The organism is Aeromicrobium sp. HA (genome assembly GCF_027171405.1).
Taxonomy (GTDB): Bacteria; Actinomycetota; Actinomycetes; order Propionibacteriales; family Nocardioidaceae; genus Aeromicrobium; species Aeromicrobium tamlense.
In genome coordinates this window covers 2,653,023-2,667,043 of the sequence record NZ_CP114372.1, presented here as the reverse complement: position 1 = coordinate 2,667,043, position 14,021 = coordinate 2,653,023, and the positions used below count along the sequence as shown (strand labels likewise).

Annotated in this window: 16 protein-coding genes; 8 read left to right on the top strand and 8 right to left on the bottom strand. The window is 68.8% G+C overall.

Annotated features, from left to right (window positions below; all coding sequences use genetic code 11):
• Positions 1 to 290: 290 nt before the first annotated feature.
• A complete protein-coding gene (locus O3S82_RS13185; protein ID WP_269303409.1) occupies positions 291 to 3,128 on the bottom strand; it encodes a phage/plasmid primase, P4 family in 2,838 nt (945 codons plus the stop codon).
• A gap of 80 nt (positions 3,129 to 3,208) precedes the next feature.
• Positions 3,209 to 3,532 carry a hypothetical protein gene (locus tag O3S82_RS13180; RefSeq protein WP_269303407.1) on the bottom strand — a complete coding sequence of 108 codons (324 nt, stop codon included), beginning with the start codon at positions 3,530 to 3,532 and terminating at the stop codon, positions 3,209 to 3,211.
• 1,062 nt (positions 3,533 to 4,594) lie between these two features.
• Between O3S82_RS13180 and O3S82_RS13175 the strand changes: the two genes are divergently transcribed.
• Genes O3S82_RS13175 through O3S82_RS13155 form a run of 5 tightly spaced genes read left to right on the top strand, consistent with a single transcriptional unit; the run spans position 4,595 to position 7,337 of the window.
• A complete protein-coding gene (locus O3S82_RS13175) occupies positions 4,595 to 4,840 on the top strand; it encodes a hypothetical protein (RefSeq protein WP_269303405.1) in 246 nt (81 codons plus the stop codon).
• 5 nt (positions 4,841 to 4,845) lie between these two features.
• The gene (locus O3S82_RS13170; RefSeq protein WP_269303403.1) at positions 4,846 to 5,247 is read left to right on the top strand and encodes a hypothetical protein; all 402 of its coding nucleotides are present in this window, start codon (positions 4,846 to 4,848) and stop codon (positions 5,245 to 5,247) included.
• On the top strand, positions 5,244 to 5,525 hold the full coding sequence (locus O3S82_RS13165) for a hypothetical protein (RefSeq protein ID WP_269303401.1): 282 nt from the start codon (positions 5,244 to 5,246) through the stop codon (positions 5,523 to 5,525). The genes O3S82_RS13170 and O3S82_RS13165 overlap by 4 nt, the downstream gene beginning before the upstream one ends.
• Entirely contained in the window at positions 5,522 to 7,003 is a 1,482-nt protein-coding gene (locus O3S82_RS13160; protein ID WP_269303399.1) for a DNA translocase FtsK, read from the top strand. Before O3S82_RS13165 ends, O3S82_RS13160 begins: the two co-directional genes overlap by 4 nt.
• A gap of 25 nt (positions 7,004 to 7,028) precedes the next feature.
• Positions 7,029 to 7,337 carry a hypothetical protein gene (locus tag O3S82_RS13155; RefSeq protein ID WP_269303397.1) on the top strand — a complete coding sequence of 103 codons (309 nt, stop codon included), beginning with the start codon at positions 7,029 to 7,031 and terminating at the stop codon, positions 7,335 to 7,337.
• On the opposite strand, the gene O3S82_RS13150 is transcribed toward O3S82_RS13155, so the two are convergent.
• The 4 genes from O3S82_RS13150 to O3S82_RS13135 form a co-directional block, all read right to left on the bottom strand.
• Positions 7,319 to 7,654: a hypothetical protein gene (locus O3S82_RS13150; protein WP_269303395.1), complete on the bottom strand. Its 336-nt coding sequence runs from the start codon at positions 7,652 to 7,654 to the stop codon at positions 7,319 to 7,321. The genes O3S82_RS13155 and O3S82_RS13150 overlap by 19 nt on opposite strands.
• Positions 7,655 to 7,671: 17 nt before the next feature.
• Positions 7,672 to 8,061 carry a hypothetical protein gene (locus O3S82_RS13145; RefSeq protein ID WP_269303393.1) on the bottom strand — a complete coding sequence of 130 codons (390 nt, stop codon included), beginning with the start codon at positions 8,059 to 8,061 and terminating at the stop codon, positions 7,672 to 7,674.
• A gap of 107 nt (positions 8,062 to 8,168) precedes the next feature.
• On the bottom strand, positions 8,169 to 9,278 hold the full coding sequence (locus O3S82_RS13140; RefSeq protein ID WP_269303391.1) for a hypothetical protein: 1,110 nt from the start codon (positions 9,276 to 9,278) through the stop codon (positions 8,169 to 8,171).
• Positions 9,275 to 9,466: a helix-turn-helix domain-containing protein gene (locus O3S82_RS13135; protein ID WP_269303389.1), complete on the bottom strand. Its 192-nt coding sequence runs from the start codon at positions 9,464 to 9,466 to the stop codon at positions 9,275 to 9,277. Before O3S82_RS13135 ends, O3S82_RS13140 begins: the two co-directional genes overlap by 4 nt.
• Before the next feature lie 266 nt (positions 9,467 to 9,732).
• Between O3S82_RS13135 and O3S82_RS13130 the strand changes: the two genes are divergently transcribed.
• Positions 9,733 to 10,326, top strand: a complete 594-nt coding sequence (locus O3S82_RS13130) for a hypothetical protein (protein WP_269303387.1) — start codon at positions 9,733 to 9,735, stop codon at positions 10,324 to 10,326.
• A gap of 34 nt (positions 10,327 to 10,360) precedes the next feature.
• Here the strand turns inward: O3S82_RS13130 and msrA are convergent, their stop codons facing one another.
• Complete coding sequence (gene msrA, locus O3S82_RS13125) at positions 10,361 to 11,005, bottom strand: peptide-methionine (S)-S-oxide reductase MsrA (protein ID WP_269303384.1); 645 nt, start codon at positions 11,003 to 11,005, stop codon at positions 10,361 to 10,363.
• A gap of 61 nt (positions 11,006 to 11,066) precedes the next feature.
• Between msrA and O3S82_RS13120 the strand changes: the two genes are divergently transcribed.
• Together O3S82_RS13120 and ilvA are read left to right on the top strand one after the other, a co-directional pair.
• Positions 11,067 to 12,203 (top strand): AI-2E family transporter, encoded by a 1,137-nt coding sequence (locus tag O3S82_RS13120; protein ID WP_269303382.1) that lies wholly within the window; start codon positions 11,067 to 11,069, stop codon positions 12,201 to 12,203.
• A 9-nt stretch (positions 12,204 to 12,212) separates the two neighbouring features.
• Positions 12,213 to 13,403 carry a threonine ammonia-lyase gene (gene ilvA / locus O3S82_RS13115; protein WP_269303380.1) on the top strand — a complete coding sequence of 397 codons (1,191 nt, stop codon included), beginning with the start codon at positions 12,213 to 12,215 and terminating at the stop codon, positions 13,401 to 13,403.
• Between the two features lie 70 nt (positions 13,404 to 13,473).
• On the opposite strand, the gene greA is transcribed toward ilvA, so the two are convergent.
• Positions 13,474 to 13,971, bottom strand: a complete 498-nt coding sequence (gene greA / locus O3S82_RS13110; RefSeq protein WP_269303379.1) for a transcription elongation factor GreA — start codon at positions 13,969 to 13,971, stop codon at positions 13,474 to 13,476.
• Positions 13,972 to 14,021: the final 50 nt, after the last annotated feature.

The following is a 14,021-nucleotide window of genomic DNA, read 5'->3' as shown; positions in this document are numbered from 1 at the left end:
TGACCGGCAGAGGCCGTGACCATCGACCGTGCGCATGCAGAGCGGCCCCTTGCACGCGTGCGGAGGCTCTCCCATGCGACGCCGACGCCGGAGTGGGCGTAGGGCCTCGCCTCGGCGCTTCTGCTGCGCGTGGCCGTCGCAGAGGCCGCGCGAGTCGATGGGTCGGCCGCAGGCGGGGAACCGGCACTCGCCAGGTGCCGCGACGGCTCCGCATCGGGTGAGCCAGTGTTCCCAGCAGGCGCCAAGGTGGACCGTCGGCTCGTCACAGTCGACGTGGAAGCACGTAGCCATCAATTCGCCCCCACGAGGTCTCTACCTGACAGGGCGGCCACGACGTCGCGGACCTTGAGGGCTGCGGGACGGCCGTCGCGGAACCGCCAGCCGAAGACAGGGACGGCCTTCTCGCCTTCGGCCAGGATGGTGCCGGCAGAGGGGTCGAGGCGGTCGAGGAGCGCGCGGGTCATGGGACGGCGGGCGTTCTTCGCCGAGCTTGCGCCGCCGTAGATCTCCACGCCGTGGTTCTCCCGAAGCTCGCGGTAGAAGTCCGTGGGCCGCATCTGGCGATCTCGGGTGCCGTGCTCTTCGGCCCAGAATTCCTCGAACCGGGCACGAATCTCTGATAGCGGAATCCAGCGGTCGGTGTCCGCGACCTCTTCGAGAGTCTCGTCCACGAACCGCCCGACCGTGTCCGACGTGCCGAACCACTCCTCGGTAGCCGCCGCGACGGGCTCGCACGCATCGGCCGGCGGCGGGATGACGCAGCCGTTCGCGATGAACGCTCGGGCACCCTCGACAGCCCAGACGAAGACCGCTTCGAGGCAGGCGGGGTCGGTGCGCATCGCGTCCTCGATTGTCGGATCCTGAGCGCCGTCGGGGATCGAGCCGGCGAGCGGAATGGCGCGCAGGCGCCGTTGCACCGATCGGCCGGCTTCGGAGACGTGAGGAAGGACGTTGGCGTTGACGACGACCGAGGAGGTCGGAGCCCACTCTCTTCGGCTTTCGTACTTGCCGGCGCCGCCTTGGATGCCGCCGCCGACGTAGCGCTTGAGCACGGCCGCGTCGAGGTAGCCGCCGCGGGCGAGCTCCTCGAACACGACGAGCCGCCGGCCCTCGAAGACCTGCGGCACGAGGAACGAGGTGGGGTTGCGAGTCACGTCGTCGAGGTCCTTGCCGGTGCCCTTGAAGGCGTAGTCGCCCATCGCGGCTGCGAGTGCGCCCAGCAGCGTCGTCTTGCCGTTGCCGCCGGGGCCGACGAGCAGCGTCAGCCGGTGGTCGGCGTAGCCAGTGAGCGCAGCGCCACACACGACCTGCAGGTATCTGGCCACCTCGGGGTCGTGCAGGCCGAGCAGAAAGTCCAGGTGCCTGTGCGTCGCGCCGGGGCGATAGGACGCGCGAGCGATACGCGAGACCAGCATGCTCGGATCGTGCGCGGTGACCTCGCCGGTCGCGAGATCGAGCAGGCCGGCAGGCGTGTTGATCGCCAGCGGCTCGGTGTCGAACGTCGAGTCGGTGACGAGAACCTCGTGGCTTGCGACCTTCGCCAGCACTCGCGCCGCCGAAAGGGCAGCCTCGGCGGCGATTGCCTTCGAGTAGGGCGTCGGCGCGACCGCTCCGGCATCTGCGCGGGTCGGCTTCGGCTCAGTCAGCGTCGGCTGAGCATCGAGGAGACTCGTCACGTGCCGCGAAGCGGTCTCACCGCCGAAGTCCCGAGCCCAGTGGCTTCCGGTCCACACGTACCAAGCGCCGTCGACTCGTTGCACCTGGGGTGCCAAGGCCGCCGCAATGTCCGCTTGGACGTCGGACGCGCGTCGGAATCGCGGGGCGAAGATGCGTTCGAGGAGGGGCCACTCACGGCTGTCCGCGCGGTTCACGCAGGTCGGGATCTGTACGGTCGGCGAGTCCGCGCCGGGCGCGCGCTCACCCACGGCGGCCATGAGCATGGCCGCGCCGAACTCGGCGGGGAGGTCCGCACCGTCGCCGGACTCGACTGCCGCCGCGAACATGCTCAGGCCCTCGTGGAGCGGCTTGCCGGCGTCGTGGGGCAGGCTCTCTTCCAGGCGCGGGATCAGGTCGGCTGGCAAGACCGGCGACCAAGGGGCGCAGCAGAGGCGGGCGAGGTACTTCGTGTAGTCGCGGATGCCGTCATGCCAACCACGGCCGTCCTCGTCGCGTGCACCGTCGGGCAGGGCCTTCAGGGCCTCCAGCTTGGCGAGGGTCCGGTCGACCTCGGTCGACGTGTGCGCGTCGACGTCGGCGCGGATCGAGTCGGAGAACGTCTCGTACTCGGTGCGGTCGCCGCCCTTCACCCCGCCATCGTCAGCGTCGCGCTCGACTCGACTCAGGGCCGCGAGCCAGGCGTGCGGCAGCTCGGGCAACTGGTCGACGGCGGGGAACTTGGGGTGCTCCGCCGAGTCCCACTCGTAGGCGTGACCTTTCGGGTGGATCGACGGGGGCGCCACGATGTAGCGGTGGGTGTGCTGAATGACATCGACGTGGGCTCCGAACAGGCGGTTCAGGTTCTCGACCAGCAGCGTCCCCGCCGGCACGCGGAAAAGGTAGTGGCCGTGGCCCTTGGTCTCGGTCGAGGCGGTCGAGCGGCCCAGCAGGGGAAGCTTGCCGAGCTTGGCCACGGCGGCTCGCATCGTCTCGACGCCAGTCTTCCCGTCCGTCGCATCCACGTCGATCGCGACCACCGTGTCGGGCAGGCGCAGCGCGATGTTCGCGTCCGGTCGGTCCACGCACCAGTCGCGGACCTCGTCCTCGGTGGCCATGGGTGCGGAGGTGCCCGTGTACCCGTTCGGCGGCGGGGTCTTGGCCCTGGCGGGGAGTGGGAGCGGCGAGTAGCCAAGACCGAGGTAGTGCAGGGCGTTTTTCGCGTAGATGAGGCCGTCGGACTCCGGGGGTCCTGGACCGTAGGCGTCGCTCGCGGTGACCTCATCGACCGGTTTATCGACGTCGTTGGTTGGCGTCGCTTCGACGGTGGTCATCACAATTGAGTCGTCGGGCCAGGCTCGGCCGGCCTCGACTTCGGCCTGCGCGCACTCGAAGAACTCGGCAAGCGAGAGCGAGCTCCAGCCGAGATCGCGGTTTTCGCTCTTCGCGGCATGGCGAGGTGGGAAGATAGACATGCAAAGCTCCTCTTGTTGGCGGCCGGCTTGGTACCCGGCCAGTGGAATCGCCCCCGCGTCTTTCGGGGGCGTTCTGCGTTTCAGGACGCAGCGGCGAGCAGGCTGTCGCGCGCGTCTGCCAGTTCGGCAGCAAACAGGTGGTCGGCCTCGATCAGCTCGGCTAGGCGGGCATCGCGGCGAGCGACGTAGTCAGACCGGCGCTCCCGGCGCGGATCGATGAACCACGCGAGAACGTCGCGCCTTTTCAGGACCTTCACGATGTGGTGGCCAACCGGGGCGACTGCGGCGTAGCGCAGTGCGCCTTCGGCGATGGCGCGATCGATCGTCAGCTGTGCGTGGCCAGTGAGCTTGGCGGCCTCCACCCTCGTGATGAACGTCCGGCCTCGATCTTCGATGAATTCCATGGGATCTCCCGTCGGATCAGTCGTTGAGGCGAGATCCCCAACTGGTGATGTGACCACGCTATTCGTGCGGGTGGTGCTAAGAAACAACGTCAGATGTCGCCTCTTGGCCGAGGTGGTCAGGACCAGTTCATGGCTGCCTCGGTCGCGAGCTCGTGGGATCGAGGGGCGCTGGGCGCCCCCCGACTGACCCCCGCTGACCCCCGTGCTGACCCCCGCTGAACTGGGCAACGGGGGTCAGCCGGATATCACTGAAACCGCAATGGATATGACGTTCTCTCAGACCCGTTGTCCCCCTTGACCCCCTTCCTCTTAAACAAGTTCAAGGGGGATCAAGGAAGTAAGGGCATAGAGGAGAAGATTGCGCCTTACAGGTTTTGTACCGGCAGTTTTTCGGGGAAGGGGGGTCAGTCTTGCGCCCGGCAGTAAAACGCCGCGGTACAAGGCTAAAAACAGGTCTGGCCCTGGAAAATCAGGGGGGGGACAACTAGGGGGGGCAACTCCCATCGCGAGCCCAACTCGGAGCTGCTACCCCCGCCTCGACCACCAGCTCTCCCGTACGGCTCTTGCTCGGCCGCCTCGATAACACCCCAGCGACAGCGCCCCATCTGCCTCCCTCGATCGATCGCGCCGGCCTGGCCCGGCTTCGTGCCCGCTCTCGGCCGGACTCGAGTCCTCTTGGGCGCGGTGTACGCCCATTCCTGCCGGACTCGAAGGCGGGGGCGATTCAGCCGATGCCCAACATTTCGCAGGAACCGCAGGACTCGATCCGGCTGGATGGCCATTCCCCAGCTCCAGCGACGCATACCCCTAGGGGGTATTCAGGCCTGGGGTGGGCTCTCCTGCATTGCGACCCGGCCCGCGACACCGCTCTAGAGGGGAACCCCCGGCCCACCGCGTTGGGTAAATCTCACCATGTGAACGCCGAGTTTTCCCTGTAATAGAAGGACAAACCCGGTGTCCAGCATGCGCACGGGGCGGAGCTCACACTCACGTGGGTCAGTGATGGATACCGAGCCGCTCGGCTCAATCCCATCACCTCCACCCGAAAGGGTTTGATTCGTCATGCCTGTTCACTTCATTCCCGTCCAGCACGTCGCCATGCCCGCACCCGGCGTCAGGCGCACGGCCCACGGCACGGCGATCTACGTCGAGACGCTGGCCGAGCCCGAGCCGAAGCACGTCCTCACTGACGAGACGCGGGGCAAGTCGTGGGAGTACGACACGGCCGCGCAGTTGCGGACCGCTGCCAAGTTGTACCGAATCCAGCATCGTGGCCACATCGTGCGCGCGACCACGGACGGGAAGTGACGATCATGAGCACGCTCCGCGCGGTCGACACGACGTCCACGGCCTACGCGCTGGCGAACGATGCCGACGTGGCCTGTACTGGCAGCCTCGCGAGCGCGGGCGCCGAGTTCCTGGCCCGCGTCAGGGACGCATTGGCCGAGAGGATCGAGTACGACGCCGAGGAGGTCGCCCGCGACCCGCAGGACGTCGCCCACGAGGTCGCCGACGGCGCTGTGCCGGTCTACACGGCTGACGTGTGGGCGACGTTCTCCGATCTCGCGGCATGGCAGGTCGACATTGACGACTACGTGACGGCTGAGGACGACATGACGCGCCGCGCCTCGACCGCGCTCTACGTCATCGCCGAGCGGCTCGCGGTCACTCTGCTCGACCAATGGTCCACCGAGGCCGAACAGGCTCCGGCATGAGTGCGCCGAGACTGGCGGAGGTCGCACCGCTGGACCTGCTTGATGGCGAACACGGCACCGACCCGGTACCGGATCTCTGGCGCGACTGGGCTCGCGCCGTCCGCGACGAGACCGAAGACCAACTCATCGATCACGGAGGGCCGGATCTGTCGGACGCCGCGGTCGAGGCCGTCGTGCGCCATGCCCGGCGCTACGGCAGGGACGACGTCGCCGCGTTGGCGCTTGTGAGCCGCATCTGTGACCTGATCCGCGCCGGACTCGTACGGGTGCCCCGATGAGTGCGCGCACCCTGCTCGCTGATGCCGCCCGCGCCCTACTTGTCCAGGCGCTGGAGGGCCACGAGGGCCCCGAGCACGATATGGCGCGGCAGGTCCTTGCCGACGCTGCCCGCGCGCTCCTCGCGGCCGACCTCGCAGCTCCAAGGAGCGAGGGCGGACCCGCCGACCCCACGCACCTCGGGATCGAGGTCTTGCCGTCGCCACCGCCCCGCGCGCGTCCACGGCGGCCGAACGTAACACCGGTGCCCGCCAACGAGCCACAAGCCCCAGAGACGACCGATCCGGACGCGCTGGCCATCCTCGACGCGCTGGCCGCCCACGGTGTCGATGCCCGCCACCTCGACACCGCAACCGGCCCGCAAGTTCGGCGCCAGGCCTTCGGGCTTCCTCGTGGCACGAAGGTCGCCAAGGTCGCTGGTCTACTACCTGAACTGGAGACGGCGCTCGACGTCGATGGGCTGGCCGTCAGCCGGACCGGCGGACGCGTGCTTATCGACGTGCCCCGCACCGATCGTCAGTTCGTCGCGTGGGCACCCGATCACGAGGACGTCGACGTCGCGCCGCTAGCGTTCACCGCCGGCCACGGCCTCGACGGCGGACCGGTCGTGGTCGACCTCGCCAGGGCGCCACACCTGCTGATCGCTGGGACGACGGGCTCGGGCAAGTCCGTCGCGTTGACGGGCCTGCTCGCGACGCTGCTGGACCGCCACAGGCCCGACACGCTGCGCCTCCACCTCATCGACCCCAAGCGGGTGGAGCTGCGGCAGTTCGAAGGGATGCCACAGGTCGAGCAGTTCGCAGCCGGCGGGGACTGGCGAGCGCTCGACGTGCTTTCAACAGTGAGCGCCATCATGGACCAGACCTACACCGCCTTCGAGCGCTGGAGTTCCCGGCTGGGCCGTCCGATCCGGGATCTCGACACCTTCAACGCCGCGATGATCGAAGCCGGGAGGGTCGACCAGGCGCGCCCGCGCCACGTCGTCGCGGTGGACGAGTTCGCCGACCTCATGCTCGGCGACAAGACCCAAGCAAAGGAGATCGAGACGGCCGTCGTCCGCATCGCCCAGCTCGGCCGTGCCGCGGGCATCCATCTCGTGCTCGCGACCCAGCGCCCGAGCCGCGAGGTCTTCACGGGGCTGATCAAGGCCAACGTGCCAGCGCGGATGGTGTTCCGAGTCAACAGCGGCACCGATTCGCGGATCGCGCTCGATCGGCAGGGCGCTGAGCACCTCCTGGGCGCTGGTGACGGCCTGCTCGCTCTGCCGGGCGTGCCCGGACTTGCGCGGGTCCAGTCGCCGGCGATCGACGCGACTGCACTCGACGCCGTGCTCAAACGGGCCAGCGCAACATGGAAGGACGAGGCGCACGAGCCACCGCATAGCCTCGCGGGCTCGATGGACGACGAACTCGAGGAGTGGGACGAAGAGGCCTTCGACGCCATGCTCGAAGCCGCCGGGCGAGAAATGGGCCTCGACTAGGTCGAAAGTGCTGCACACTGGCCGGATGCGATTCTGGCCCGCGCTCGTCGCCGCGCTGCTCTTGCTCGCTGCCTGCGGAGGTGCGACCGCGGCGGACGTCGTCGAGTCGTGCCCGGACCTCACGCGAGAGCTCATCGCCGACCAGCTCGGCGAGCCGACTGCGTTCGCGGTGGTCGAGACCAAAGAAGCATCGGGCGAGGGGACGGCCATGGTCGACGGCGAGTCTCTGTGGTGGGGCTGCGGACAGGGGATCGCCAAGCGCGGCAAGGTCGCCATTGACGTGCGGGACGCCGACAGCTCCTCGCTGCTGAACGATTACGTCGACCTACCGTAGAACGGCCTCTCATTGCCCACGGCGACCGAGCGCGCCCAGTCCGTGGTCCTGCGATCCTCGCCGTTCCCGTCGCCGCTCTCGGTCGCGTCCAGTTCTTCACGTCGCCGAGTCACGTCGTCCCCGAAGTCGAGTGGCGAGCTCATTGCGGCGCGCGCATCGAGCCAATCGGCGTACCAGTCGGTGACGGCTCCGACCCAGCGGCGCGTCGCGATCGAGCGGCGTGCCCGCTCCGACAATCCGTGCTCCTCGGGGTCGAGCCAGTCGGCGATCACCGGGTCGCGCAGCCAATGAGGCAGTGCCGGCACGTCGCGCCGCACGCGGGCCTGTCGGCGTCTCATGCCGTGCGCCGGCCGTAAGTGCCGCGGGCGCCGCCCCTGCGCTGCGGGCGCTGCGAGGCGGCGTCCGCGTCTTCATCGACGTCCGGCATGCGCAGGCTCGCGAGCGTGCGCGCGAACTGGGCAGCCAGCATCCGAGCCTCGACCCGCAGGGGATGCGTCACTTCGTCGCCGCGAGAGTTCACGACCGTAAGCGGCGCCTGACGGATGGCGCGGTCGAGTTCGGCAAGACGATCCGCTTGGCGGCACGCCTCGGCAAGCAGTTGTTCTTCATGGACGGCTAGGTCGAAGGCGTCGGTTACTGAGCGCCAGAGCCGGCGTCCCTCGCGCTTCAGACCTGTGGGCGGCTTTGGCGGGGCGGTTTGGCCCGCGTAGTCGTCGGTCGACATGAGGTCCTTCCTGTGAGTGTGGGACCGGGGCGCCTGGGACGGCGTGGCGAACGGTCGTCAGAACCTCGTGCCCGCCACGCCGACCAGGGCGCCCCGATCCCGATGGGTCACTCGGTGTCGGTGCCCTCGGAGTCTTCGCTGGCTTCCGGCGCGCGGCCGGATCGAGTGTGATCCCACGTGCGCCCGGGCTTGCTCGACCGCCAGCGCTCATCAGCGGCGAGGGCCTCTCGCACGCTGCCCTTGGACGCAGTGAACGCCCGGACCAGGACAACCGACGGTTCACCGCCGGTGCGTGCCAGCAGCAGGTTGCGGTGATGCTCGGACAAGTAGCCCGACCTCTCGCGGCCCTCGGCCGCGTCCAGGGCCTCGATGTGGGCGAGGACGAACTGGTCCAGCTCGTTGCCCTCGGCCAGTGAACGACGCGTCGCTGCTGGGATGCCGTCCGACTCCTCGAACCAGGAAGCGCCCAATTCGATCGCACCCACGGTCTGACGCGCGGTCGAGATCTCGCGGACCAGTGTGCCGGCGACGACGCCGAGACCGGCAGTCCAGCGCTTCATTCCGGCAGAGTGGGCCAGCGTGTCGAGCGTGCTCTGCGCAGATGCCAGCTCGGCAGCCGCCTGCTCGGCCTTCGCCAGGGCTGAGGCAGCGGCCTTGTGGGACTTCTCGACGGCGGGCAGAAGCTCGCGGGCTGCCTCGCGCAGGGCGTTGCGGTCGATGTTCTGCGCCAGCTCCTCGACGCCGGCGACGGCGCGCTCGGCGGCAGCATAGGCGTCCGCCAGCGTGGCGTGGCGGCGGATCGTCTCGGCCTCGAAGTCGACGCGCTCGAACGGCTCACTTGCGAGGGCAGCGTGCTCATAGGCGGCGCGCTCCTCGACTCGGTCCGCATCGAGCTGGTCGAACGCAGCCCGCGCTTCGCGAGCGACCTCGACCAGCTCGCGAGCCCTGCTCACGGCTTCCGCGAGGTCGGTGTCGACCGCGAGCGCCGCGGGATGCGCGATGCCGCGCAGGCGCTCGTCGAGTTGTTCGATGAGCGCTGCCTTGACCGGCTTCGCGGCGCGCTCGCGCTTCCACGGCGGCGTCCACGGCTTCATCGGCCCGTGCGCAGGCTCGCTGGCCGAGTGAGGAAACAGCGCGTCGAAGTCGAGGTTGGTGTCCGACTCGGTCTTGCCGCGGTCGGGCGCTGGATCGCCGGGGTTGATGACGGACGTGCTCATGCTTGCTCCTTGGTGGCGGTGTGGGTGTTGACGAAATCGACTAGCACGGAGCGCTGGAACAGGACACGACGCCCGAACTTGGTGGCGGCGATGCGACCCTCCGCGACGTACGTGCGCAAGGTCGACTGCCCGATATGCAGGTAGCGGGCGGCCTCGTCCAGAGTGAGGAGGATGTCGGCGTCGCTCATCGTGGCGTTCTGTCTCGAATGGTGGTCTTCATATTGACAAGTCTGCCACGACTGTGCATTCAGGAGCCGGAAAGTGCCCGAATCCGCTCGTCAAGACTCTTGGGCCTAAGGAGCCGGAGAGTCACGTCCCCCGCACGGTGGCCGGCATACCGGGCCAGGTCACGGAATGAACAGAGGAACGGCGGGTAGAAGAGCTGCGTTCAGCGGGCTAGGCAGTTGGCGGAAAGCCAGCCCGAGAACTGGGGCAAACCATAGGGTGTCGTGTCGTGAAGAACTTCCTGAATGGTTTGCTCGGGCTGATCCTGCTCGCGGCTGTCGTCACGGGGGCGGCTCTGGGTGGGAGGTGGCTGCTTCGGTGGCTCTTCGAAGGAGTGAATCCCACTGTGGCCGCGGCGATCGTCGCCGCCGCGGCCACGACTATCGTGTCGGTTTTGGGCGTGACGCTCGGGCGCTACCTAGAGCGGCGTGACCAGATCGAACTCGAACTCCGCCAGCGCAAGATTCCGATTTACATCGAGTTCGTTGAGGGCATCATGAAGATGTTCTTCAACTCCGTCAGCGAATCTGGTGGCACGAATCTCGTGGAAAAAAAGGCAGGAGAAGGACCGTTTGACTTGGTGGAGTTCTTCAAGAAGATGACTCCCCAGTTGATGATCTGGGCGTCCAACGACGTCGTATCAAGTTGGTCGAGATTTCGACGGGGTGCAGACAAGACTCCTCCCATCGACTACATGTTCATGATGGAGGACTTGCTCGCGGCTATCCGAAAGGACCTTGGGCACAACGGCCAGATGGCCAAGGGAGACCTACTCGGGACGTACATCAACGACATAGATGAAGTCCTGGCGAAGGAAGCGTGAAGCCGCCGCGGAGTATCTCTGAAACTACGCGATCCTAGGACAGTGGCACGTAAGGCACAGAAGTGGCGTGCAGTGGGCAGTAGCCGTACGGGTTCTTCACGAGGTACTGCTGGTGGCCCTCCTCGGCGTACCAGTAGTCCTCGAGCGGACGGATCTGCGTGGTGATCTGTCCGTACCCGTGGGCGGTCATCTGCTTCTGGTAGGCGTCGCGGGACGCCTCCGCCTCGGCCTGCTGCTCCGGCGTGGTCGTCAGCAGGATCGAGCGGTACTGCGAGCCGCGATCGTTGCCCTGGCGCATGCCCTGCGTGGGGTCGTGGTTCTCCCAGAACACCTTGAGCAGGTCGGCGTAGCTGGTGACCGAGGGGTCGAAGACCACCTTCACGACCTCGGCGTGACCGGTGCGTCCGGTGCACACCTCCTCGTAGGTGGGGTTGGGGGTGAGACCGCCGGCGTAGCCGACCGAGGTGGACCAGACGCCGGGCTGCTCCCAGAACGTCTTCTCCTCGCCCCAGAAGCAGCCGAGTCCGAAGACCGCGACGCCGAAGCCCTCGGGGCCGTCGGTCTCGATGGGGTTGCCCGTGACGAGGTGGCGGTCGCCGACCTCGAAGGGGCGGGTGTCGCGGCCGGGCAGGGCCGTGTCGGCCGTGGGCAGCGTCTTCTTGTCGAATCCGAATCGCATGGGACCTCCTGTGTCGTCGTCAACACCGTGCGGCGTCGGAGTGTTCCCGTAGCCTCGATGCGTGAGCAACGAGACGCCGCGCGGTGCCGGGCGGTACGAGGTTCCCATCGGCATCGAGATCGCCGCAGCCTGGGCCTGGCGCATCGTCGTCATCGGCGCCGCGCTGTACGTCCTGGCACTGGGCCTGGGGCACTTCTCCGAGGTCACCATCCCCATCGCCGTCGCGATCCTGCTGGCTGCGCTGACGATCGGCGGCGTCGACTGGCTCGTGCGGCACCGGGTGCCCCGGCTCGTGGCCTCGCTCGCGGTCGTGCTGGGGCTGGTGCTCGCGCTGGTGGGCATGCTCGGCCTGGTCGGGCAGCAGCTCTCGACGCAGTTCGACGACCTGCGCGACAGCGTCGTCGAGGGCATCGCCCAGCTGCAGGACTGGGCGCGCACCGGGCCGCTCGGCCTCTCCGACCGGCAGCTGGCCGACTGGGTCGACCGGGTGCAGTCCGCGATCTCCTCCAGCGACTCGTCGGTGGTCAACCAGGCCACCGAGGTCGGCACCCAGATCGGCCACTTCGTCACCGGGTTCTTCATCGCTCTGTTCGCGCTGTTCTTCTTCCTCTACGAGGGCGGCCGCATCTGGTCGTGGGTGGTGGCGCTCTGGCCGCGCGCCGCGCAGCCGCGCGTGGCCTCCTCGGGCCGCGCGGCGTGGGGCTCGCTCACCGCGTTCGTCCGGGCCACGGTCCTCGTCGCGCTGGTCGACGCGATCGGCATCGCCGGCGTCGCGCTGATCCTGCAGGTCCCGCTCGCGGCGGCCATCGGCGTCCTGGTGTTCCTCGGCGCGTTCGTGCCCATCGTCGGTGCGCTCGTGTCGGGCATGGTCGCCGTCCTCGTGGCGCTCGTCGCCCAGGGACCGGTCACCGCACTGCTCATGCTCGCGGGCGTGATCGCGGTCCAGCAGCTCGAGTCGCACGTCCTCCAGCCGTTCCTCATGGGCGCGATCGTCGCCCTGCACCCGCTGGCCATCCTGCTGGCGATCGCCACGGGCCTCGTCGTCGCCGGCGTGGTCGGCGCGCTGCTCTCGGTGCCGTTCGCGGCCTGCCTGAACAGCGTGGTCCGGCACCTCGCGAACGGGGAGCCACCCGACACCGACGGGGTGCTGGGGGAGGAGTCCCGCGACCTCGGCGAGCCACCGCCGGCCACGGCCTAGGGTGGACGTGTGGATCTCGACGATGCGCGCGCGGCGCGCGAGCTGCTCGACGGAGTCAGCGAGGTCACGCCGCTGACGCACTCCCGCTGGCTGCACGCCCTGACCGGGCGCGACGTCCGGTTCAAGTGCGAGAACCTGCAGCGCGCGGGGTCGTTCAAGATCCGCGGCGCCTACACCCGGATCGCCCGGCTGTCCGACGAGGAGCGCTCCCGCGGCGTCGTCGCAGCCAGCGCCGGCAACCACGCGCAGGGCGTCGCCCTCGCGGCGGCGCAGCTCGGCGCTGCCGCCACGATCTTCATGCCGCACGGCGCGGCCCTGCCCAAGGTCGCGGCCACGCGTGGCTACGGTGCCGACATCCGCTTCCACGGCTCGGGCGTCACCGAGGCGCTCGTCGCGGCCTCGGAGTTCGCCGAGCGGACCGGGGCCACCCTGATCCACCCGTTCGACCACCCCGACATCGTCGCGGGCCAGGCCACCGTGGGCCTCGAGATCATCGAGCAGCTGCCCGAGGTCGCCACGATCCTCGTGCCGCTCGGCGGCGGCGGGCTCGCGGCCGGCATCGGCCTGGTCAAGACCGAGCGCCCCGACGTCCGGGTCGTCGGCGTCCAGGCCGAGGCCGCCGCGGCCTACCCCGACTCGCTCGCCGAGGGCATGCCCGTCGAGGCCGACCTCGGCGCCACGATGGCTGACGGCATCGCCGTGGCCCGCCCCGGCGAGGTGCCCTTCGGACTGATCCGCGACCACGTCGACGAGGTCGTCACGGTCTCCGAGGAGTCGATGAGCCAGGCGCTGATCGGCCTGCTCGAGCGGGCCAAGCTGCTCGTCGAGCCCGCCGGCGCGGTGGGCGTGGCGGCGCTGCTGGAGCACCCCGACCGGTTCGAGGGACCCGTCGTGCCCGTGCTGTCCGGCGGCAACATCGACGCGCTGCTGCTGCTCGAGGTGATCCGCCACGGCCTCGCGTCCGGCGGCCGCTTCCTCATGTTCCGCGTGCGCATCTCCGACCGTCCCGGCGAGCTGATGCGCCTGCTCACGGCGCTGGCCGAGATGGACGTCAACATCCTCAACGTGCACCACGACCGCGGCTCCGAGGCCCTTGGCGTGCGCGAGGTCGAGGTCGCCCTGCAGGTGGCCACCCGCGGTCCCGAGCACCGAGCCGACGTCTGGCGCCGCCTCGTCGAGCTCGGCTACGACCCGATCTGAGCCCGCACGCATGAGCGCCCGCCACCAGAGGTGACGGGCGCTCGCAGCCACCGAGCGGTGGCACGCGGGATCAGTAGGGCTTGGCCTCGAGGATCTCCACGGTGATCGTCTTGCCGTTGGGGGCCTCGTACGAGGCCGTGTCGCCGGCGAACTTGTCCAGGATCGCCGAGCCGAGCGGCGACGTGGGCGAGTAGATGTCCAGGTCGACGCTGGAGTCCAGGCTGAGCAGCTCGCGCGAGCCCAGCAGGAACGTCTCGGTCTCGGTGTCGCCCTGGAAGCGGATCGTGACCTTCATGCCCGCCTCGACCTTGCCGTCGTCGGCCGGCGCCTCGCCGACCTCGGCGCGGCGGAGGCGGTCCTCCAACTGGCGGATCTGCGCATCGGTCTTGCCCTGCTCCTCGCGAGCGGCGTGGTACCCGCCGTTCTCGCGCAGGTCGCCCTCCTCGCGGGCGTTGGCGATCTTCTGCGTGATGTCGGGCAGGACCTCGTTCTTGAGGCGGTTGAGCTCGGCGACGAGTCGGTCGTAGGCCTCCTGGGTGACCCAGATGGTCTCGGTCTCAGTCGACATGGCGTGCTCCTCACTACGTACGACACCCCGGGACCTCCCGGGGTGAAACC